The sequence below is a fragment of the Neorhizobium sp. R1-B genome (genome assembly GCF_004368875.1).
Lineage (GTDB): Bacteria > Pseudomonadota > Alphaproteobacteria > Rhizobiales > Rhizobiaceae > Neorhizobium > Neorhizobium huautlense.
The window spans coordinates 68,699-89,154 of sequence record NZ_SOEM01000019.1; the positions used below are offsets into that span (position 1 = coordinate 68,699).

Sequence of the window (20,456 nt, forward strand, 5' to 3'; positions counted from 1 at the left end):
AGGTATCGTGTTAATTTCTATTTACTTCCTTCTCAGGCGTGACCCAATGGCCACGCAAGAGTTGAAAACATAGTAAATAAACAGTTTCCTTCAACGATTTTGAGGGCATCAGCCAATGAGATTGCTGATGTCGTTGAAGGTCGCGAATACCATCAGGCTGAGCACCATTGCGAGACCGATGCGAAAGGCAATCTCCTGTGCACCGGCTCCCAGCGGTTTGCCACGAACCGCCTCTATTGCATAGAAAACGAGATGTCCACCGTCCAAAACCGGAACAGGCATCAGATTGAGAAGACCGATGGAAACGGACAGAACGGCGGCAAGCTGCACGACGGCGGCAAAGCCCAGCGTTGCCATCTGACCCGAAGCCTGCGCAACGCGCACCGGTCCCCCCAATTGATCGGCCCTCATGCGGCCGGTTACGAGGTTTCCGATATAGCGGACCGTGCCCGTGACGATGTGGCCCGTCTCCTTTACGCCTTCAGCCACCGCCTGCAGCGGGCCAAAAGTCTCGACCCGGAATTTGCCGCGCTCTTCATTGGTGACGATGCCGATCAGGCCCAGCTCGACCTTGTTGCCGAACTGATCGGTGATCTCGGTGCGCTTCGGCAGCATCGGCAGATCGATTTCCTGGCCGTTGCGGTCGACGGTCACGACAATCGGCGTTTCCGGACGGATGCTGACGTAACGCCGCACGTCGTCAAAGGTCCTGATGCGTGTGCCATCCAGCGCCACCAGTCGGTCGCCAGGCTGAACGCCGGCGGCCTGGGCCGCGCTGTTTGCCTGGACTTCGGCAACGACAGGATCGGCAACCACTTTTCCATAGACGCTAAACAACACGGCAAAGATCGCGATCGCCAGCAGGAAGTTGGCGATTGGCCCGGCCGCTACCGTCGCCGCCCTTTTCCACAGTTTCGCGCCAGCCAGCGTCTGCGCCTTCTCCTCCTCCGTCATGCCGACGAGGCCGCTCGCATCCGGCAGGCTCGCAACATCGTCATCGCCGTAGAATTTGACGTAGCCGCCAAGAGGAATCGCTGAAATCTTCCAGCGTGTACCGTGGCGGTCGGTGAAGCCCAGGAGTTCGGGGCCGAAGCCTACGGAGAAGGCGGTCGATCGGATGCCGCACCAACGTCCGACGAGGTAGTGTCCCATTTCATGCACGAACACGAGCAGCGACAGAACGAGAATGAATGGGATGATATAGCCGGTGACGAAGCTGAGGATGGCCATCAAAGTTTCCGTTTCAAATGCGATGGCGGCGAGGTCTCAAAGCCCGAAAAGAAAACCAGCCACCGGTATATCAAGATGGCCTGTAGCGGCCGTATAGACAAGAGTTAGCAGAAACGCCGCGAAACAGGCAAAAACGAGGCCATCCACCCGATCCATAACACCGCCATGCCCGGGAATGAGATGGCTGGAATCCTTGACGCCGAACCGGCGCTTGATGAACGATTCGAAGAGATCTCCGACCTGGCTTGCCACCGACAACGCGAAGGCGATGACGACGGTCCAAAAGGACAGCCGGGAAAAGACAGCCAATGTTACCGCCGAACTCGCAACCACGCCGGCAATGGTGCCGCCGATCGCGCCGGACCACGTTTTTCCCGGCGAGATTTTTGGGGCCAGCTTCGGACCCTTGAGTGCCCGGCCGACGAAATAGGCCAGGATGTCGGTTGCCCAGACGACGGCGAAAATAAAGATCGTCGCCACGAATCCGGCCTGGTCGTCCGCCCGGATTGCCGAAAGCGAAATGCCACTCAATCCTGCATAAACGATGCCGCCCGGCGACCACCAGCTGCCCTTGCGCCACAGAACCAGAAGAATGGCGGTGATGACAGACCCGCCAAGCAGCGGAATCGCCAGATCCTTCTCTCCGAAGACGATATTGACCGCGATCAGCAGAACGGCGACCCAGCTGAAGGCATTGGTGTGAAAATCCCGTTCATCGAGCCGGGTAATCGTCGACCACTCGTAATAGATCAGGACAGCCATCACGGCAGCGACGAGGCGGAAGGAAAAGCCACCGAACCATGTTGCCGCCAGCACGATCGCCGCCAGAATCAAGGCGGAGATGATCCGAAGCCTGAGTTCACTGCTCATCAGCCAACCACCGCGGCCGTCTTGCTCGACAGACCGCCAAAACGACGGTCGCGGGACGCAAAAACCTTCAATGCGTCAAAAAACAGATTCCGATCGAAATCCGGCCAGTAGTCCGGCAGGAACACCAGTTCCGAATAGGCGGCCTGCCACAACAGAAAGTTCGACAACCGTTCCTCGCCGCTTGTGCGTATAATAAGATCGGGATCCGGAATGTCGGCGGTGTCCAAATTCCTGCTGATCATGTCGGCGTCGATGTCCGAGGCCTTCAGAACGCCCGCCTCGACATCACGGGCGAGTTTTACGACGGCTCTGACGATCTCGTCTCTGGCGCCGTAGTTGAAAGCGATCACCAGCGTCAGAGCGGTGTTGTGTCGCGTCGTCTCCTCGGCCTCCACCAACAAGGGCAGAATGTCGCCTCGCAGGTTGTCTCGATCGCCGATCACCCTGATACGTACGTTTTCACGGTGAAGTTCCGCCAGATCACGACGGATGAAACGCCTGAGAAGACCAAGGAGATCGTTCACCTCCGAATGGGGGCGGCTCCAGTTCTCCGAAGAAAAGGCAAAAAGCGTCAGATATTTGACGCCCGCCTCGCCAGCGGCACGCACCGATTCCCGAACCGCCTCCACGCCTTTGCTGTGACCGATCGTACGGGGAAGCCCACGCTTGTTTGCCCAGCGGCCGTTGCCATCCATGATGATCGCAACGTGTTGAGGAATGATCGCAAGTTCGGGATTCGCCATATTTGATGCGGGTCCTTTAGCGGCCAAGATCAGGCTCAAGAGACGCCTGCGCTAGACCTGCATGATTTCCTTTTCTTTGTCGGCAAGCAAGCGGTCGACTTCGGAAATCGTATCGTCCGTCATCTTCTGCACCTTTTCCGACTGCGACCGGCTGTCGTCCTGACCGATTACGCCGTCCTTTTCGGCCTTTTTCAGGCCGTCCATCCCGTCACGCCGTACGTGGCGGATCGCGACCTTGGCTTTTTCGGCATAATCATGCGCGACCTTGACCAGCGACTTACGGCGCTCTTCGTTGAGTTCCGGAAGCGGAATGCGCAGATTCTGCCCGTCGACGATCGGGTTGAGACCGAGATGCGATTCGCGGATCGCGCGATCGACGGCGTTGACCATGGACTTGTCCCAGATAGACACGCCCAGCATTCGCGGCTCCGGAACGGTGATGTTGGCCACCTGGTTGAGCGGCACGCGCGAGCCATAGGCTTCGACCGTCACCGGATCGAGAATGTTGGCCGAGGCCCGGCCGGTCCTGAGCGATGCGATATCGCTCTTGAAAGCGGCAATGGCGCCGTCCATCCGGCGCTTGATGTCGTTGAGATCAACTGCTCCACTCATCCGTCTACTCCCGTATCATTATCTGGCGGCCTTCAGCGCCGCGCCTCAGTTGTCCGTTACGATGGTCTTGCGGCCGCCGCCGGTCAAGATTTGAGCGAAACCGCCCTTCTCGTGGATCGAGAACACGATGATCGGGATGGAGTTTTCGCGGGCAAGCGCGACCGCCGCCACGTCCATCACCGCCAATCCCTTGCCGAGCACCTCGCCATGGGTCAATGTCTCGAAACGCGTCGCGGCCGGATCCTTTTTCGGATCGGCCGAATAGATGCCGTCGACCTGCGTGCCTTTGAAGATGGCCTCGGCGCCGATTTCCGCGGCGCGCAGCGCCGCAGCCGAATCGGTGGTGAAAAAGGGGTTTCCCGTGCCGCCGGCGAAGATGACCACCCTGCCCTGGGCCATGTGGTGCACGGCGCGCCGCTGCGAAAAGCTCTCGCAGATTTCCGGCATCGAGATCGCCGACAGGACAACGGTTTCGACATCCAGCTTGCGAAGGGACGTGGCCAGCGCAAGAGCGTTGATGATCGTCGCCAGCATGCCCATGTGGTCGCCGGTCACCCGGTCGCCCCCCTTGGACGCCACGGCAACGCCCCGAAAGATATTGCCGCCGCCGACGACCACACCGACCTCTACGCCCATGGCGCAGGCTTCGGCGATATCCGAAGCGATGCGGTCGGCGACATTAACGTCGATCCCGAACCCTTGGCTGCCCATCAGGGCTTCTCCGGAGGCCTTGAGCAATACGCGCTTATAGATTGGCTTGGGCGACATGAAGGCTCCTTGAAATGAAAACTGCCTGCGGAGAACACAAACGGCTTGCGGATACACGAAGGGCACCGGCTTGTCACCCGGTGCCCTTCCGTTTTTAATCGCTTTAGAGACGGCCGCTCATCTTTTCACCGAATTGACGAGCGACCCTATCTCCTTGTTTTCCCGATGCTCCGGCAGGCCGCAAAGGCGCTCCCGAGGTCTATCGGCGGATATCAGCCCTTGGCGACTGCCGCGACTTCCGCCGCGAAATCCGTCTCTTCCTTTTCGACGCCTTCGCCGAGCAGCAAGCGGGCCATGCCGGTTACTTCGATCGGAGCGCCGACTTCCTTTTCGGCAGCCTTCACGGCGGCGCCGACGGTGAGGTCAGGATTGATGACGAAAGCCTGCGAAAGAAGAGCAACTTCTTCGAAGAACTTGCGCATGCGGCCTTCGACCATCTTCTCGATGATGTTGTCCGGCTTGCCGGAGGCGCGGGACTGCTCGATAAAGACGTTCCGTTCGCGCTCGGCTACAGCGGCATCGACTTCTTCCGGGCGAATTGCCAGCGGGTTGGTCGCAGCGATGTGCATGGCAACCTGACGGCCGATTGCGTTCAGCGCGTCCTTATTGCCGGTCGACTTCAAGGCCACCAGAACACCCAGCTTGCCGACGCGATCGGCAGCAGCATTGTGGATATAGGTCGCCACAACGCCGTCCTCGACGGAGAGCAGTGCCGAACGGCGCAGGCTCATGTTTTCGCCGATGGTAGCAACCGCGTCCTTGATGGTGTCGGTGACCGACTTGCCGGTCGCCGGAACGGTTGCCGCGCCGACGGCATCAACCGCGCCGTTGGTGCCGAGTGCTACATCGGCAACGCTGCGAACCATGGTCTGGAAGGCATCGTTGCGGGCCACGAAGTCGGTTTCGGAATTGATTTCGACGACGACTGCCTTGGTGCCGGCGCTGGCAACGCCGATCAGACCTTCGGCAGCGGTGCGGCCGGACTTCTTGTCGGCCTTTGCAATGCCCTTAGCGCGCAGCCAGTCGATCGCTGCTTCGATGTCGCCGTTGGTTTCAGCAAGCGCCTTCTTGCAGTCCATCATGCCTGCGCCAGACTTTTCGCGCAGTTCCTTGACCAATGCAGCGGTGATTTCAGCCATTTTCATGCCTCTTGTCGGTTTAAGTTGGGTATTGCCGGAAAACCATCGGCGACACCAAAGTTTTGGGACGAATGTACCCGGAAGTATGACAGCGTGATGAAGGACATCACGGCAGAGATTGTCTCAACGATTGGCGCAAGGCCGGCGGAGACCATCGTCTTGATCTTAAACGACTGAGGCCAGGGATAGCGGTATCTCTGGCCTCGGTCGAACTCGTACAGCAGAGCGGCAGTCACCGCTCCAGGCAAGCCTTAGGCTTCGGCTTCGCCTTCGAGCGCCGGCTCGATCGGAGCTTCAGCGGATGCGCCGATGTCACGGCCCGAGGCGCCCTGCTGACGGGCGATACCGTCGATGGCGGCGCGAGCGATCAGGTCGCAATAAAGAGCGACGGCACGCGAAGCGTCGTCATTGCCCGGGATCGGATAGTCGATGAGGTCCGGATCGCAGTTGGAGTCGATGATGGCGACGACCGGGATGCCCAGGCGCTTCGCTTCGTCGATGGCGATCTTTTCCTTGTTGGTGTCGATGATGAACATCAGATCCGGAACGCCGCCCATGTCGCGGATACCGCCGAGAGCCTTTTCCAGCTTCTCGCGTTCGCGCTCGAGGTTCAGGCGCTCCTTCTTGGTGAAGCCCGAAGCTTCCGAACCGAGGATCTCGTCGAGCTTGCGCAGACGCTGGATCGAGTTCGAAATGGTCTTCCAGTTCGTCATCATGCCGCCGAGCCAGCGGGAATTGACGTAATACTGAGCCGAACGCTTGGCGGAATCAGCGATGAGTTCCGAAGCCTGGCGCTTGGTGCCGACGAACAGGACGCGGCCGCCGCGAGCGACGGTGTCGGACACGACCTGCAGGGCGCGCGACAGCATCGGAACGGTCTGAGCCAGGTCGATGATATGGATATTGTTGCGATCGCCGAAAATATACGGCTTCATCTTCGGGTTCCAGCGATGGGTCTGGTGGCCGAAGTGAACACCAGCTTCCAGAAGCTGGCGCATGCTGAAATCAGGCAATGCCATGCCTTTTTCTCCTTTTCCGGTTGAACCTCCGCAAGGCGAACAGCAAACCCTTCGGGAATGCCACCGGCGGAAAAGCCCGGATTTCTCCCGGACGATCCCATGCCTTACGTGTGGAATGCCGGTGCCCATACATGCGATTTGGCGCAAAAGCAAGGGTATCGGCAAAAAAGTCTCGGATCATCGTCGAGCCGGGCCCTAACGGTAAGATCAGATCACTTTGCCGGCGCCGGGCACGGATCCTGCTGTTTCAGAAGCTCCAACCGGGTGAGGCTGCCCGACAGGACGAAGTCGCCATAATCCATGGTCAGATCGCGGGTGACGCCGTTTTCATAGAGCTTGAACGACATATTGTAGACGGGTGTCGGATCGCCCTGGGCCGTTTCGTTGAAATAGGCGATCGTCACCGGCCAGAACGGCGCCCGGGAAAATTCGCCGGCTTTGTCGGCGTCGACATCGCCTTTTTCCGGCTCCTGCTGCTTGCCGATGACGGTCGTCGTGAGCAGCGCCTGGTCGCCGTCCTCGGAACCGTCGAAGACGCGCGCTTCGAAGAAATTCTTGCCGTCCTTGGCATTCTGGATGACGTCAAGCATATGGCCGGTCGGAAAGACGCTCGCCGGCAGATCAACTTCGCGGCCGTCCGGCTGGGTGATTTCCACCTTCACGCCGTTTTCCGCCACGCTCGCCTCACCACTGATCTGTTTGTCGAGCTGCTCGTCGGTGAAGGACTTGGTCTCGAAATGGAACTGGCGGGCGGCCATGTCCTCGAAAGTCGTGGTCTGCTGGTCGCTGAGCCGCGTCTCCTCTCCCGTATTGATCTTTGTGACGAGCCGGAAGTTGGTCGAGAAACCGGTACAGGGCGAGCCGGTGAACTCGTAGACCATGCGCCCGACCATGCCTTCGATGCCGGAGCGTTCCGAGGCGTCCTTGAGCTTCAGGTCGTAAATTGCGCGATGCGGCACCAATGCGCGGGAGGCGCTATCGGTGTTGGCGTCCGCGGAAGCGCAAGCCACAAGGCTGACGCCGCCGGCAAGGATCACCCTTAGGCTTATGCGCAACATTCACAATCTCCTGTTGGACTCAGTCCGGGTGTTATAAGAACGCCATGGGTTGAGGTTATGGCCTTGATGCAAGATTTTTGAAGAATTTACAACAAAACGGGAGTCGAAAATGACCGAAGCCATCGAAGGCCGTTTGAAGGAACTGGGAATCACTCTCCCCGTAGCCGCGGCGCCTGCGGCCAATTATGTGCCTTATACGATCAGCGGAAATACGCTTTATCTTTCAGGCCAACTGCCCATCGAAGGCGGCAAAGTGGCGGTGACCGGTCTCGTCGGCCGCGACGTGGACGTGCCGGCTGCACAGCGGGCCGCCGAACTCTGCGCCATCAACATCCTCGCCCAGGCGAAGGCGGCCCTCGGGGGCGACCTCGGCAAAATCCGCCGCGTTCTCAAGCTCAACGGTTTCATCGCCTCGACACCGGATTTCGTGGAACAGCATCTCGTCATGAACGGCGCTTCCAACCTCATCGCCAATGTTCTCGGTGAAGCAGGCAAACATGCCCGCGCCGCCGTCGGCATGGCCGCCTTGCCGCTGAATGCCTCCGTCGAAGTCGACGCCATCATCGAGATCGAAGCATGAGCGCCGTTTCCTGGATCAAGAACCTTCCCGTCGCCCATCGCGGCTATCATGACATGAACCAGCAGATCTGGGAGAATACGCTTTCGGCCTTCGAACGCGCCGCCGAAGCCGGTTTCGCAATCGAATGCGACGTTCAGCTCGCCGCGGACAGCGTGCCGGTGATCTTTCACGACCACGACCTGGAACGCCTCTGCGGCATCAAAGGCGATGTGCGGGAACGGACATCGGCCGAGCTAGGAATGCTTGCCGTCGGCGGCACGAAGGACAAAATTCCGACGCTGAAGCAGATGCTCGACCTGGTGGCCGGACGGGTGCCGCTGGTCATCGAGATCAAGGGGCGCGTGGGTGAAGGCGAAGACGACGGGTTTGCAGAAGCGGTGCTGGAGGTGCTGGAAGACTACCAGGGAAAGGTCGCTCTGATGAGCTTCGACCACCACATCCTGCGTGATCTGAAAAGGGCCGGCTCACCTTATCCGCTCGGCCTCACTGCCGAAGGCAGCAAGCCGGGGGAATTTTTCGCGCATGACGAGGCGATGCAACTCGGCCTGGATTTCATTTCCTACCGCTATTCCCATCTGCCGAACACGTTCATCACCGCCCAGAGACAAACAGGAATTCCCGTCATCACCTGGACCGTAAGGGATGTAAACGGCCGCGAACATACCTATAAATACGCAGACCAAATGACGTTTGAAGGTTTTGATCCGCGGGAGGCTCCCGCCGCTTAAATTTGAGAATATGACCGGCAATCTCACCATCCGCATCGAAAAATCCTTCTGCGCGATCAGCCCACAAAGCTGGTCGCGCCTTTCAGGCGCTTCGAAAGCTCCGACCTCGGACACCCCCTATAATCCCTTCCTGTCGCATGCCTTTCTCTCGTCGCTGGAGGAATCCGGGTCAGCCACCGCCCGGACCGGCTGGCACGGTCACCACCTGCTCCTTGAGGACGACCGCGGCGCTCTGATCGGCGCGGTTCCGGGATATCTCAAAAGCCACAGCCAGGGCGAATATGTCTTCGATCACGGTTGGGCGGACGCATTCGAACGGGCCGGCGGGCGATATTATCCGAAGCTGCAGTGCGCGGTACCCTTTACCCCGGCGACCGGGCCGCGACTGCTCGTCGCCGAAAGCTATGACAAGGATACGACGGAGCTGACGCTTGCAGCCGGTCTTCAAGAGGTGACACGTCAGCTCGGAGTTTCGTCCGCGCATGTCACGTTCATTCCGGAAGACCAGCTTGCCGCCTTTGAGGACGCTGACTACCTGCACCGGACGGACAAGCAATTCCACTTCATCAACGAAGGTTATGCCGATCACGAGGCCTTCCTGGAAACGCTCGCGTCGCGCAAACGCAAGGCACTGAGGAAAGAGCGGCGTGCGGCATTGGACAACGGCATTTCGATCGACTGGCTGACCGGGCGAGATCTCACCGAGGAGATCTGGGACCAGTTCTTCAACTTCTATATGGACACGGGAAGCCGCAAATGGGGACGCCCGTACCTGACCCGCTCATTCTATTCCCTGGTCGGCGAGCGCATGCGCGATGACATCCTGCTGGTGATGGCCAAGCGCGAGGGCAAATATATCGCCGGCGCGATCAACTTCATCGGCGGGGACGCACTCTACGGACGGCATTGGGGCTGCATCGAAGACCATCCCTTCCTGCATTTCGAGGTCTGTTACCACCAGGCGATCGACTTTGCGCTCGCCAAGGGCCTCAAACGGGTCGAGGCCGGCGCGCAGGGAGAACACAAGCTGGCACGCGGATATCTGCCTGTCACCACTCATTCCATGCACTATATCGCCCATCCAGGGCTTCGCCGCGCGGTTGCCGATTATCTGGAACGGGAGCGGCAGGACGTGGAATACATGAACGAGTATCTGTCCGAGCACAGCCCGTTCCGCAAGGGCGAGCGCCAGCATGAAGATTGACGAGAACTCAAGGAGAGGATTCAGGATGAGCGGCCAGATCTACGACACCAACAACATCTTCGCAAAGATCCTGCGTGGCGAGATCCCTTGTCACCGGATTTATGAGGATGACGATACACTGGCGTTCATGGATGTCATGCCGCAGTCGCCCGGTCACCTGCTGGTGATCCCGAAAGCGCCGTCCCGCAACATTCTCGATGCCGATCCGGCGGTGCTTTCGAAGCTGATACCGGTCGTTCAGAAGCTTGCCAAAGCCGCGAAGGAGGCTTTCGAGGCGGACGGCATCACGGTGATCCAGTTTAACGAACCGGCATCCGGCCAGACGGTCTACCACCTGCACTTCCACGTCATACCGCGCTACGAAGGGCTGGCGCTGAAGCCTCATTCGGGCAAGATGGAGGACAATGAGGTGCTTGCTGCCAATGCCGAAAAGATCATCGGCGAGCTCGGCAACTAACGGTCTCCAAAGCCGGTCCACCAGAGGCCGGCGATCAGGAGCGCCATCGGCACCGCGACACCGACCGCAACCTTGCGTCCGGTCGCCAGAAAGACGGCAAAACCGATGCCGGCAGCGCCCAGCCGAAGCCAGAGCGGCGATTCCGCCAGCGTGCCGTTCGGAAAGACGATCAGCTTCGCCGTAACGGCCATCACGAGCGATGTCGCCACCGCCCTTACCCAATAAAGCGCCTCGGACTCCTCGTTCAACCGATTGCCGGCGACGACGCCGAGCCAGCGCCAGACGTCCGTTGCAAGGAAACCGGCAACAAAGATAACGATAAAGGTCCAGTACTCGTCGATCATCGTGAACCTGCCTTCGTGCCGCGCCTTTTCTTCCGCCTCCACCTATCGATGAGGTAGGCGGCAGTCCCTCCTCCGATTCCGGCATACAGTACGTCGAATTCAGGTGTGACCAGCGCAAGAAGCGGTCCGAGAACCACGCCCATGACGAAGGCCAGTTTTACCACAGGCTGGCTTGCGCTCGCCCAGATCGACGCGTTGAAATAGACCGGCGTCAGAAAGAAAAGCACGCCAGCGATCAGCGGCGGGAAGCTTGCAGCAATTCCGTAGAAAATCGCGACCACCAGTGTGCCGCTCGTCGTCAGGGTGACGCCAAAGCCTGCGAAATAGACTGCACGATGCTCGCGTGGCACGTTGCGCAACGTCGTGATCGCAAAGACCCACGCCGTGATCGCGACGAAATGCGACAGGATCAGAAGGAGCCATGTCGGCGTCCGCTTCGTCCGCATCTCCGGGATGACCGAGGCCACCATCGGCATCATCCGGATCGAGGACAGTGTGACCGCGAGAAAGCAGGCGGCTATATTGGCGCCGCTGGCCATGGTGCCGACCAAAATCACCTGTGCCGGAAGCGCCCAGATCGCGAACGACATGAAAACCGCCTCTGCGCGCGTCAAGCCGGATTCAAGTGCGAAGGCGCTGAACCCGACGATCGAAGTCATGAGGATCAGCGCCGGCAGCGAAAACATGCCCCGCATGCCGGTCAGGAACCAAGACAAGGCGCTGCGGTCGTCGCTATCTGGAGACATCGGCATTCCGGCGGTATCGGAGAGACTCACAAAAAAGACGATGCCGGGGCAAGCCCGGCATCGCAATGGCTAGATCTAAGAGCCTTATTTACTCTTCGGCACGCGCGGCACCGTCGAGCCCTTGCGCGCAGGCGCCTTGTGAGCACCCGGCGGCGTGGTCTCGGCGATCACGTCGGCATCGACCATGGCACGCGCCTTTGCGGAACCGCCATCCTTGTCCTTCGGCGCCGACTTCTTCGGTGCCTTGGGCTTCGAGACCTTCGCTTCGGTCTCTTCGACGGCCTCTTCCACCTCTGCCTCAGGCTTCGGCTTCACAGGCGTCGCCTCCGGAATGGCATCCAGGACAAGCTTGTCCTTGCCGTCCTCGCCCTTGCCGACCGTGACGTTCACCACACCACCCTTGCGCAGCTTGCCGAACAGGATCTCGTTTGCAAGCGGCTTCTTGATGTGTTCTTGGATGACCCGCGACAACGGGCGTGCGCCCATTCTCTCGTCGTATCCCTTGTCTGCCAGCCAGGCGATGGCATCCTGATGCAGGTCGAACGTGACGTTGCGTTCGGAAAGCTGCGTTTCGAGCTGCATGACGAACTTCTGTACGACTTGATGGATGACCTCCGTCGGCAGCGGCGCGAACGGGATGACGGCATCGAGACGATTGCGGAATTCGGGTGTGAACAGGCGATTCAGCGCCTCCTCATCCTCACCGGTGCGTTTCGACGAACCGAAGCCGATCGCGGCCTTGGCCATTTCCGATGCGCCCGCATTGGTCGTCATGATCAGGATGACGTTGCGGAAATCGATCTTCTTGCCGTTATGGTCGGTCAGCGAACCGTGGTCCATGACCTGCAGCAGGATATTATAGATATCCGGATGCGCCTTCTCGATCTCGTCGAGCAGGACGACGCTGTGCGGATGCTGGTCGACGCTGTCGGTCAGGAGACCGCCCTGGTCAAAGCCGACATAGCCGGGAGGTGCGCCGAGCAGCCGCGAGACCGTATGGCGTTCCATATATTCGGACATGTCGAACCGCAGCAGCTCAACACCGAGCGATGAAGCGAGCTGCTTGGCCACTTCCGTCTTGCCGACGCCCGTCGGGCCGGAGAAGACGTAAGAGCCAATCGGCTTGTTCGGCTCGCGAAGGCCTGCACGGGCGAGCTTGATCGCCGTCGAAAGGGCCTCGATCGCCGCGTCCTGTCCGTAGACAACCGAACGCAGTTCCTTCTCAAGGTTGGCGAGAACCATCTCGTCATCCTTCGACACGGTTTTTGCCGGAATCCGCGCCATCGTAGCGATCGTGGCTTCGATCTCCTTCTCGGTGATCAGCTTGCGGCGTTTGGAGGCTGGCAGAAGCATCTGAGCCGCCCCGGTCTCATCGATCACATCGATCGCCTTGTCCGGCAGCTTGCGGTCGGAGATGTAGCGCGCCGATAGTTCCACGGCGGACTTGATCGCCTCGTTGGTGTAACGCAGCTTGTGATAATCCTCGAAATAAGGCTTCAGGCCCTTCATGATCTCGATCGCATCATCGATCGAGGGCTCGTTGACGTCGATCTTCTGGAAGCGACGAACCAGAGCCCGGTCCTTTTCGAAGAACTGGCGGTATTCCTTATAGGTGGTAGATCCGATGCAGCGGATCGCACCCGAAGAAAGCGCGGGCTTCAGGAGGTTGGAGGCATCCATCGCGCCGCCGGACGTGGCGCCGGCGCCGATGACGGTGTGGATCTCGTCGATGAAGAGAACCGCGCCCGGATAATCCTCAAGCTCCTTGACGACCTGCTTCAGCCGCTCCTCGAAATCGCCGCGATAACGGGTGCCGGCGAGCAGCGTGCCCATGTCGAGCGAAAAGATGGTGGCATCTGCAAGCGCTTCAGGCACCTTTCCTTCGATGATCCGCTTTGCAAGGCCTTCGGCGATTGCCGTCTTGCCGACGCCCGGATCGCCCACGTAGAGCGGGTTGTTCTTGGAGCGGCGGCACAGGACCTGGATCGTCCGGTTGACCTCGGCGTTACGGCCGATGAGAGGATCGATGCGGCCCTCGCGGGCTTTTTCGTTCAGATTGACGCAATAGGCCTTTAAGGCATCCTGCGGCTTCTTGGCCGAACCCTCTTCCTGGTCGCGCGCAGGCTTGGCGTCGGATTCGCTTTCCTCGGCACCGCGCGGCGTGCGGGTCTGGGAGGAACCCGGACGCTTGCCGATACCGTGAGAAATATAGTTGACCGCATCGTAGCGGGTCATTTCCTGCTCCTGCAGGAAGAAAGCAGCATGGCTTTCCCGTTCTGCAAAGATCGCGACGAGAACGTTTGCTCCGGTCACCTCTTCGCGACCCGAGGACTGCACATGAATGACGGCGCGTTGAATGACGCGCTGGAAGCCGGAGGTCGGCTTCGAATCCTCGTCGTAACCGGTGACGAGATTGGCAAGCTCGTTATCAACATAATCCATAACGGTCTTGCGAAGAGCTTCCAAATTGACGTTACAAGCGCCCATAACCGCCGCCGCATCGGCATCGTCTATCAATGCCAGAAGCAGGTGTTCGAGCGTGGCATATTCGTGATGCCGCTCGTTCGCGAAGGTCAGTGCCTGATGCAGCGCCTTTTCAAGACTAGGCGAAAATGTTGGCACGTCGGGTTCCTCACTTCTTTTCCATGACACATTGCAGCGGATGCTGGTGTTGCCGGGCGAAGTCCATAACCTGGGACACTTTGGTTTCCGCTACTTCGTATGTAAATATTCCGCATTCGCCCACCCCGTGATTGTGGACATGGAGCATGATGCGCGTCGCGGCTTCCCGATCCTTCTGAAAGAAACGCTCCAGAATGTGAATGACGAATTCCATGGGAGTGTAGTCGTCATTCAGCAGGAGGACACGATAAAGGTTGGGCCGTTTGGTTTTAGGTTTCGTGCGTGTGATGACCGAGGTCCCGCGGCCCGCGTTATCTCCGTCTCCACCTTTTTCTCGTTGCATAAAGATCGGCAGTGCGATCATCTTCATTCATTCCCCAGGAATCCGGCGGCGGTTCAGTGAAGGGCCGATCAGCCGAACTTCAGTCTTCCTAACGTAGTTCACTGAGTAACGATTTTAAGCCCCCTTTGCGCCCACGCAATCACTATTCCGCTAGAGAGGCCGTGAAGATGCGGAAAAACGGGGTTTTCCGCTCGCGGTCGGAATCAAAAAAGGCCGGCAACGCGAAACGCCGCCGGCCTTCGATCATAAAGGCGTCGTTAAAAGGGCCTTGCCCGTCGTCAGGCCGCGTTTGCGGTGGCGACGGCGGTCGATTTGGCAACCGGAGCCTCGTAGGGCTTATAGGCCAATTTCGCGAGGTCCGCATACATGTCGCTCATCTTGGTCGCCTCGACGATGAAGCCATCGTAGGTCGACTTGATGTACTTTGTCTGGAGTTCGTAGGCCGCCTCGATGCTGCGCACCGACCTGAACGCCTCCATGAAAGAAGTCATGTCCTGGAATGACTTGCGGGAATAGTCGTTCGCCTCGGTCGCGATCGCCTGGAACCCCCTGGCGACCTCGGTATAGCTTTTCAGCACACCGTCCATCGCTTCCTTGCTCTTCTTGCTGGCTTCATCGAAGTTGAACATAGTCTGATCCCTTGTTCTATTCGGAGAAGCTCATACAACCGGCCTACCCGGCAAAAGTCAAGGCTGATTTGTGCAATGCAAAATAACCGACAGCCATACCTTGGTCTAGGTCGGAGCGAAAACTGATTCGATGCGATGATTTAGCAGAAATAGCTCATGTGCAGAAAAAGGGCTCTCGGTGCGGCGGCAGGTGTTTCCCTCCGCGGTTGCAATAGCCCTGAATCAAGAAGCAGACCAGAAAGCCTCCCTTAAAGGCAGGCGATCAGAGATCGACGTCGAGAATCGCCATCGAGAAGTTGTAAGAACGGTCGCCGTCCTCATCGTCTACATACACGACGCCCAGGAATTCCTCGCCCAGATAGACCTCGGCCGAATCATTCTTGCGCGGACGCGCCTTGACGACCGCCTGCGGATTGATCACGCGCTTAAAATAGGCGTCGAGCTTCTTGATTTCGTCCGGTTTCACCATTCTCTCCGTCAGCGATTCAAGTTGCGGCGCTTTTGACATGGGACAAAGGCGAAAGTAAAGCGGCCAGAACGTGTGGCCGCTCTTTCTGCTGTCGAGCAAGACGCTGGAACTCTTCAGATGTCGGCGCCCAGGAGCTGATCCATCAGGCGGGCCGGTTCGGAACACCCCGCTTCCCCGACCACCTTGGCCGGAACGCCGGCAACGGTGGACTTCGGCGGAACGGCCTTCAAGACCACCGAACCCGCAGCGACACGCGAGCAGGAGCCCACCTCGATATTGCCGAGGATCTTTGCCCCTGCTCCGATCAGCACGCCATTGCCGATCTTCGGGTGACGGTCTGCACCTTCCTTGCCGGTGCCGCCAAGCGTGACGCCATGGAGGATCGACACGTTATCACCGATCACGGCAGTCTCGCCCACCACGAGGCCCGTCGCATGGTCCAGGAATATGCCCTTGCCGATGCGGGCGGCCGGATTGATATCCGTCTGGAAGATGCTCGACGACCTGCTCTGCAGATAAAGCGCGAAATCCCGCCGACCGCGATCAAAGAGCCAGTGCGCCAACCGATGCGTCTGGATCGCATGGAAGCCCTTGAAATAAAGCACCGGCTCGAGGAACCGCAGGCAAGCGGGGTCGCGGTCATAGACGGCCTGAATGTCGACACGCAAGATTGCGCCCCATTCCGGCCAGTCTTCAAGCATTTCCATAAAAGTCTGACGCAGAAGCACAGCCTGCAGATCCGGGTGATCCAGGCGTTCGCAAATGCGGTGCACCACGCATTCTTCGAGAGAACGATGGTTCAGCACCGTGGAATAGAGAAAGGCAGCGAGCAGCGGATCCTGTTCGGCTGCCGTGCGCGCCTCTTCCCGCAGCGTATCCCAGATGGGATCCACCGTCGCGACCTGCTCCTTCTGGCGAGCTTCAGTTCTCGCGGCCATGGCCGTCTCCTCGTTCTATCGTCGGGCTCATTATATAGAATAACTTTACCGGAAGACCAACGGCCTCAAAATCGCATTCCGTTGATCGTTAGTATGAGGAAACCTGCGGCCTTTCCCCAGGCGGAGATCATTTCTCTGAAAGCTCTCCATAAAAATCGAGGACCGCTTTCTTGAAGACCCTATCGCCGACGGCGAGCATATGATCGCGGCCAGGAATGTCGAGAGCCACGGCATGCGGCATCAGGGCCGCCAGTTCCTGAGGCGACCCTGCAATATCGTCGGTAGTGCCCACTCCGATCAATGTCGGCGCGTCGATCTTGCCCATGTCGGCGCGCGAGACGAGGTCGCGTGAGCCGCGGATGCAGGCGGCAAGAGCTTCCCTGTTGCTTCTGGTCTGATCCGCGAAAGTGCGGAACGTGCGGCCGCGTGCATGGCTGACGTCATCGAGCGAAGGGGCAAGAAGGGCGTCGGCGATCGGGTCCCAATCCCCTACCCCGTCCGTCATGCCGATACCGAGACCACCGAGCACCAGCGAGCGGACCCGATGCGGATGGGCAAGCGCTGCGAAGACCGAGATCCGCGCGCCCATGGAATAACCAAACAGATGGGCTTCGGGAATGCGCAGGTGGTCGAGCAGCGCGATTGCGTCGTCCGCCATCACCCAGGGGCGATAGGCTTCCGGATCCATCGGCTTGTCGCTCGAACCGTGGCCACGGTTATCTATGGCAATCACTCGATAGCCTGCATCCCCCAGCGTCTTCAGCCAGCCCGGATGGACCCAATTGACCAGCGCGCTGGAGGCAAACCCATGAATGAGCAGGACCGGATCGCCCGAAGGATCACCCTCGTCGAAATAGGCGAGCTTCAGCCCGTTGTGGTGGAAAGAGGAAAAGGCTGGAGCATTGAGGTTCATCGAGGCATCCTTTTTTGGCGGAACATAGGCGATCCGCTCCGCGCTTTGAAGCCATGCATCAGGTGAAATCAGAAAGCCTGCGGCGGTTTTCCCACTACACATTTGGGATCGGGAACGATATTGTCCGCCGCAAATCAGACGCGCCTTCTGTTACGCATGGAGACTATCATGGCCGGGCACAGCATTCCCCATTTCCAGAACGACGGCGGACATCGCTTGGTCCAGATCGGCGTAAAGGAATTCATGTGCACCGGCGCATCCGTGCCGTTCGATCATCCGCATATCTTCATCGACATGGGCGACGACAACGAGAAAGTCTGCTCCTATTGCTCGACACTCTATCGCTATAACCCGTCGCTGAAGCCCGAACAGACGGATCCGCCCGGTTGCGTCTTCCACGTCAAGGCCGCCTGAGGCGCCGGCCCCGGGGATGCCAATCGAAAGGGTAGCAATCATCGGCGCCGGCGTGGCCGGGCTGACCGCTGCGCTGTCCTTCGCCCGCCACGGCATAGCCAGTGACATTTTCGAAGAAGCGTCCGAGCTGGTGGAAGTCGGCGCGGGGCTGCAGATTTCGCCGAATGCGTCCCGGGTTCTCGCCAGACTTGGCGTGCTTGCCTCGCTTGAAGCAATCTGGGCCGAACCGGAGCGGATCGCGCTGGTATCGGGGACCTCGCTGAGGCCCCTGGCACATGTCCCCGTCGGCCGTTTTGCCCGCGAACGTTGGAGGGCGCCCTACGGCGTTCTCCATCGGGCAACGCTGCAGAAAGCCCTGCTTGCGGCGGTCGAACGAAACCCGCTCTGCACGCTCCATCTCGATGCGCCGGTCCGGGATGACGTCCATCGGGCATTGGCGGCGATGACGGACCGAGACTACCCGTTGATCGTCGGCGCGGACGGGGTCTGGTCCAATCTTCGCGCTGCTATTCCCGGCGCTCCGGAGCCGGATTTTTCGGGCAACATCGCTTGGCGTTTCACCATTGCCCGCAGCGACGTACCCACGTGGCTGACCCCCAATCAGGTTACCGCCTTTCTCGGGCCTTCCACGCATCTCGTCGCCTATCCGCTGAAGGAGATGGACGGCTTCAACATCGTCGCGATTGCCTCGGGCGTGACACCTGGCGAAACATGGGACGCGGAGGCAAGCGAGGCCCAGAGGCACATGCTGACGTCGCAATTTTCCCGTTGGAACCGACGTATCGCCGGCCTGCTGAACCGGGCTCCAAGTCCCACATTCTGGCCGCTCTACGAGGTCAGCGCTGGACGCTGGCACAACGGAAGGGACAAGGTGCTGATCGGCGATGCGGCACATGCGATGATGCCGTTTGCGGCACAAGGCGCGGCCATGGCGATCGAGGATGCATTCGTGCTCGCAAATCGCGTCGCGGGCACCCTTACCCTCAGCGAGGCACTGGCGGCGTTTGAGGGCGTGCGGAGGGAACGGGCTGCGAAGGTTCGCGCCCGCGGCCTGTTCAACCGCTTCGCCTATCATGCCCGCGGCCCTATCCGGCTCGGACGGGACATTGTCCTGTCCCTGCGTCCGCCGCAATCGCTCGCGGCGGATCTTGACTGGCTTTACGGCTTCACGGCCGAATGATCAGACGGCTGCGGCGGCTGCGAAACCGGCCTCCAGGTCTTTTTTCAGATCCGCAACGTCTTCAAGCCCGATCTGCAGGCGGATCACCGGGCCTTCCGGCGGCGCCGTTCGGATGGTGCGATCGGAGAGATTGACCGCGACGGCGAGGCTTTCGTAACCACCCCAGGAATAACCGAGACCGAAGAAGGAAAGCGCATCCAGGAAGGCATGCGCCTTCGCCTTGGCCTTATCGGTTTCCGCCTTCAGAACGAAGGAAAAGACGCCGCTCGCGCCCTTGAAGTCACGCTTCCATATGTCATGTCCCGGGAAACTCGGCAAAGCCGGATGCAGGACACGGAAGACATCATCGCGAGTCTCCAGCCATCTTGCGATGTCGAGAGCGCTTTTCTGATGATGTTCGAGGCGGATGCCCATGGTGCGCAGACCGCGCAGGATCATGTAGGAATCATCCGGCGCCCCGCAGATGCCGAGGGTTATGCGTGCCTCTTCAAGCTTCGGCCAGTGTTTGGCATTCGCGGAAACCGAGCCCATGATGATGTCCGAATGTCCGGACGGGTATTTGGTCGTCGCGTGGATGGATACGTCGACCCCGAAATCCAGGGGGCGAAAAAAGAGCGGGGTCGCCCAGGTATTGTCCATGGTGACAACGCAATGATGCTTGTGCGCAGCATCCGCGATTGCCCGGATATCCTGCATCTCGAAGGTATTTGAACCAGGTGCCTCTGTGTGGACCAGTCTCGTGTTGGGCTTGATCAACGCCTCGATGCCGGCGCCGATTTCCGGGTCGTAATATTCGATCTCCACGCCCAGCCGCGTCAGCATCATGTTGCAGAAATTGCGGCATGGCGTGTAGACCGAATCGACGATCAGAGCATGGTCACCGGCAGAAAGATAAGCCAGGAACGGCACCGAGATTGCGGCCAGACCCGACGGGACGAGAATGGTGCCTGCCGACCCCTCCAGTTCGTCAAGAGCCTCGCAGAGGGCATCGGTCGTCGGTGTCCCGCGGGTCCCGTAAGTATATTTTTGAGAGCGCTTCTCCATGGTCGCGGAGTTCGGGAACAGGACCGTCGAGGCGTGCACAACGGGCGGATTGACGAAGCCATGGTATCCCAAGGGATCATGGCCCAGATGGGCGAGGCGCGTGTTGGCGCCAGCGCCGTTGAGCAGGGTTTCTTTCTTCTTCATATCCGGGAATGCTTTCGGTTGGCGATAGAGGCGCAGAGTTTTGCCGCCGGAACAATGCCCGGTCAACCCCGCCTTCGGGCCCCCAAACCGCCGGGTCAAGATTCTGGCGTTGGGGAGCGGCGCTTGCGTTTTGATCAAAGGCTGCTCAAACTTTGGGTATCTGATCGTTTAGCGGGCCGAGTTAACGAATTTACCTTATTTCGGTCGCAATTCGAAACTGCGACACTTGACCCTGCGTTGTTTTGCGAATGAGATAGGAAAG

23 protein-coding genes are annotated in these 20,456 nt (G+C 59.4%); 6 read left to right on the forward strand and 17 right to left on the reverse strand.

Annotated elements, in window-relative coordinates:
- Nucleotides 1–108 precede the first annotated feature (108 nt).
- From rseP to EDE05_RS21170, 8 genes are all read right to left on the reverse strand, one after another.
- Nucleotides 109–1,230 carry an RIP metalloprotease RseP gene (gene rseP, locus EDE05_RS21135; protein ID WP_105372512.1) on the reverse strand — a complete coding sequence of 374 codons (1,122 nt, stop codon included), beginning with the start codon at nt 1,228–1,230 and terminating at the stop codon, nt 109–111.
- Between the two features lie 36 nt (nt 1,231–1,266).
- Nucleotides 1,267–2,100, reverse strand: coding sequence for a phosphatidate cytidylyltransferase (locus EDE05_RS21140; protein WP_105372511.1), 834 nt, complete (start codon nt 2,098–2,100; stop codon nt 1,267–1,269).
- Nucleotides 2,100–2,843 (reverse strand): isoprenyl transferase, encoded by a 744-nt coding sequence (locus EDE05_RS21145; protein ID WP_105372510.1) that lies wholly within the window; start codon nt 2,841–2,843, stop codon nt 2,100–2,102. The genes EDE05_RS21140 and EDE05_RS21145 overlap by 1 nt, the downstream gene beginning before the upstream one ends.
- A 51-nt stretch (nt 2,844–2,894) precedes the next feature.
- Entirely contained in the window at nt 2,895–3,455 is a 561-nt protein-coding gene (frr, locus tag EDE05_RS21150; protein WP_105372509.1) for a ribosome recycling factor, read from the reverse strand.
- A gap of 45 nt (nt 3,456–3,500) precedes the next feature.
- Entirely contained in the window at nt 3,501–4,223 is a 723-nt protein-coding gene (gene pyrH, locus EDE05_RS21155; protein ID WP_105372508.1) for a UMP kinase, read from the reverse strand.
- 212 nt (nt 4,224–4,435) lie between these two features.
- Nucleotides 4,436–5,362, reverse strand: coding sequence for a translation elongation factor Ts (gene tsf, locus EDE05_RS21160; RefSeq protein WP_105372507.1), 927 nt, complete (start codon nt 5,360–5,362; stop codon nt 4,436–4,438).
- 251 nt (nt 5,363–5,613) lie between these two features.
- Nucleotides 5,614–6,381 (reverse strand): 30S ribosomal protein S2, encoded by a 768-nt coding sequence (gene rpsB, locus EDE05_RS21165; protein WP_105372505.1) that lies wholly within the window; start codon nt 6,379–6,381, stop codon nt 5,614–5,616.
- Nucleotides 6,382–6,593: 212 nt separating this feature from the next.
- Nucleotides 6,594–7,439 (reverse strand): cell envelope integrity EipB family protein, encoded by an 846-nt coding sequence (locus EDE05_RS21170; protein ID WP_112798310.1) that lies wholly within the window; start codon nt 7,437–7,439, stop codon nt 6,594–6,596.
- A 109-nt stretch (nt 7,440–7,548) separates the two neighbouring features.
- Between EDE05_RS21170 and EDE05_RS21175 the strand changes: the two genes are divergently transcribed.
- Genes EDE05_RS21175 through EDE05_RS21190 form a run of 4 tightly spaced genes read left to right on the forward strand, consistent with a single transcriptional unit; the run spans nt 7,549 to nt 10,408 of the window.
- Nucleotides 7,549–8,019: a RidA family protein gene (locus EDE05_RS21175; protein WP_112798312.1), complete on the forward strand. Its 471-nt coding sequence runs from the start codon at nt 7,549–7,551 to the stop codon at nt 8,017–8,019.
- Nucleotides 8,016–8,747: a glycerophosphodiester phosphodiesterase gene (locus tag EDE05_RS21180; RefSeq protein ID WP_162712315.1), complete on the forward strand. Its 732-nt coding sequence runs from the start codon at nt 8,016–8,018 to the stop codon at nt 8,745–8,747. Before EDE05_RS21175 ends, EDE05_RS21180 begins: the two co-directional genes overlap by 4 nt.
- Nucleotides 8,748–8,757: 10 nt before the next feature.
- Nucleotides 8,758–9,951 carry a GNAT family N-acetyltransferase gene (locus EDE05_RS21185; RefSeq protein WP_112798314.1) on the forward strand — a complete coding sequence of 398 codons (1,194 nt, stop codon included), beginning with the start codon at nt 8,758–8,760 and terminating at the stop codon, nt 9,949–9,951.
- A 25-nt stretch (nt 9,952–9,976) separates the two neighbouring features.
- Nucleotides 9,977–10,408, forward strand: coding sequence for an HIT family protein (locus EDE05_RS21190; RefSeq protein ID WP_132413008.1), 432 nt, complete (start codon nt 9,977–9,979; stop codon nt 10,406–10,408).
- Here EDE05_RS21190 and EDE05_RS21195 read toward each other — a convergent pair.
- The 8 genes from EDE05_RS21195 to EDE05_RS21230 form a co-directional block, all read right to left on the reverse strand.
- A complete protein-coding gene (locus tag EDE05_RS21195) occupies nt 10,405–10,752 on the reverse strand; it encodes an AzlD domain-containing protein (protein WP_112798319.1) in 348 nt (115 codons plus the stop codon). The two genes, EDE05_RS21190 and EDE05_RS21195, sit on opposite strands and share 4 nt — an antisense overlap.
- Nucleotides 10,749–11,498 carry an AzlC family ABC transporter permease gene (locus EDE05_RS21200; protein WP_112798321.1) on the reverse strand — a complete coding sequence of 250 codons (750 nt, stop codon included), beginning with the start codon at nt 11,496–11,498 and terminating at the stop codon, nt 10,749–10,751. The genes EDE05_RS21195 and EDE05_RS21200 overlap by 4 nt, the downstream gene beginning before the upstream one ends.
- A gap of 84 nt (nt 11,499–11,582) precedes the next feature.
- A complete protein-coding gene (gene clpA / locus EDE05_RS21205; protein WP_112798324.1) occupies nt 11,583–14,120 on the reverse strand; it encodes an ATP-dependent Clp protease ATP-binding subunit ClpA in 2,538 nt (845 codons plus the stop codon).
- A gap of 10 nt (nt 14,121–14,130) precedes the next feature.
- Nucleotides 14,131–14,484: an ATP-dependent Clp protease adapter ClpS gene (gene clpS, locus EDE05_RS21210; RefSeq protein WP_105372613.1), complete on the reverse strand. Its 354-nt coding sequence runs from the start codon at nt 14,482–14,484 to the stop codon at nt 14,131–14,133.
- 257 nt (nt 14,485–14,741) lie between these two features.
- On the reverse strand, nt 14,742–15,092 hold the full coding sequence (locus tag EDE05_RS21215) for a phasin family protein (RefSeq protein ID WP_112798326.1): 351 nt from the start codon (nt 15,090–15,092) through the stop codon (nt 14,742–14,744).
- 262 nt (nt 15,093–15,354) lie between these two features.
- Entirely contained in the window at nt 15,355–15,558 is a 204-nt protein-coding gene (locus EDE05_RS21220; protein ID WP_105372612.1) for a DUF3126 family protein, read from the reverse strand.
- 116 nt (nt 15,559–15,674) lie between these two features.
- Nucleotides 15,675–16,499: a serine O-acetyltransferase gene (cysE, locus tag EDE05_RS21225; RefSeq protein ID WP_112798328.1), complete on the reverse strand. Its 825-nt coding sequence runs from the start codon at nt 16,497–16,499 to the stop codon at nt 15,675–15,677.
- 127 nt (nt 16,500–16,626) lie between these two features.
- Nucleotides 16,627–17,412 carry an alpha/beta hydrolase gene (locus EDE05_RS21230; protein WP_112798375.1) on the reverse strand — a complete coding sequence of 262 codons (786 nt, stop codon included), beginning with the start codon at nt 17,410–17,412 and terminating at the stop codon, nt 16,627–16,629.
- A 168-nt stretch (nt 17,413–17,580) separates the two neighbouring features.
- Here EDE05_RS21230 and EDE05_RS21235 point away from each other — a divergent pair, with 168 nt between their 5' ends.
- Together EDE05_RS21235 and EDE05_RS21240 are read left to right on the forward strand one after the other, a co-directional pair.
- The gene (locus EDE05_RS21235) at nt 17,581–17,826 is read left to right on the forward strand and encodes a zinc-finger domain-containing protein (RefSeq protein WP_105372495.1); all 246 of its coding nucleotides are present in this window, start codon (nt 17,581–17,583) and stop codon (nt 17,824–17,826) included.
- A gap of 16 nt (nt 17,827–17,842) precedes the next feature.
- Complete coding sequence (locus EDE05_RS21240; RefSeq protein WP_112798330.1) at nt 17,843–19,006, forward strand: FAD-dependent monooxygenase; 1,164 nt, start codon at nt 17,843–17,845, stop codon at nt 19,004–19,006.
- On the opposite strand, the gene EDE05_RS21245 is transcribed toward EDE05_RS21240, so the two are convergent.
- Entirely contained in the window at nt 19,007–20,194 is a 1,188-nt protein-coding gene (locus EDE05_RS21245; protein ID WP_112798377.1) for a cystathionine beta-lyase, read from the reverse strand.
- Nucleotides 20,195–20,456: the final 262 nt, after the last annotated feature.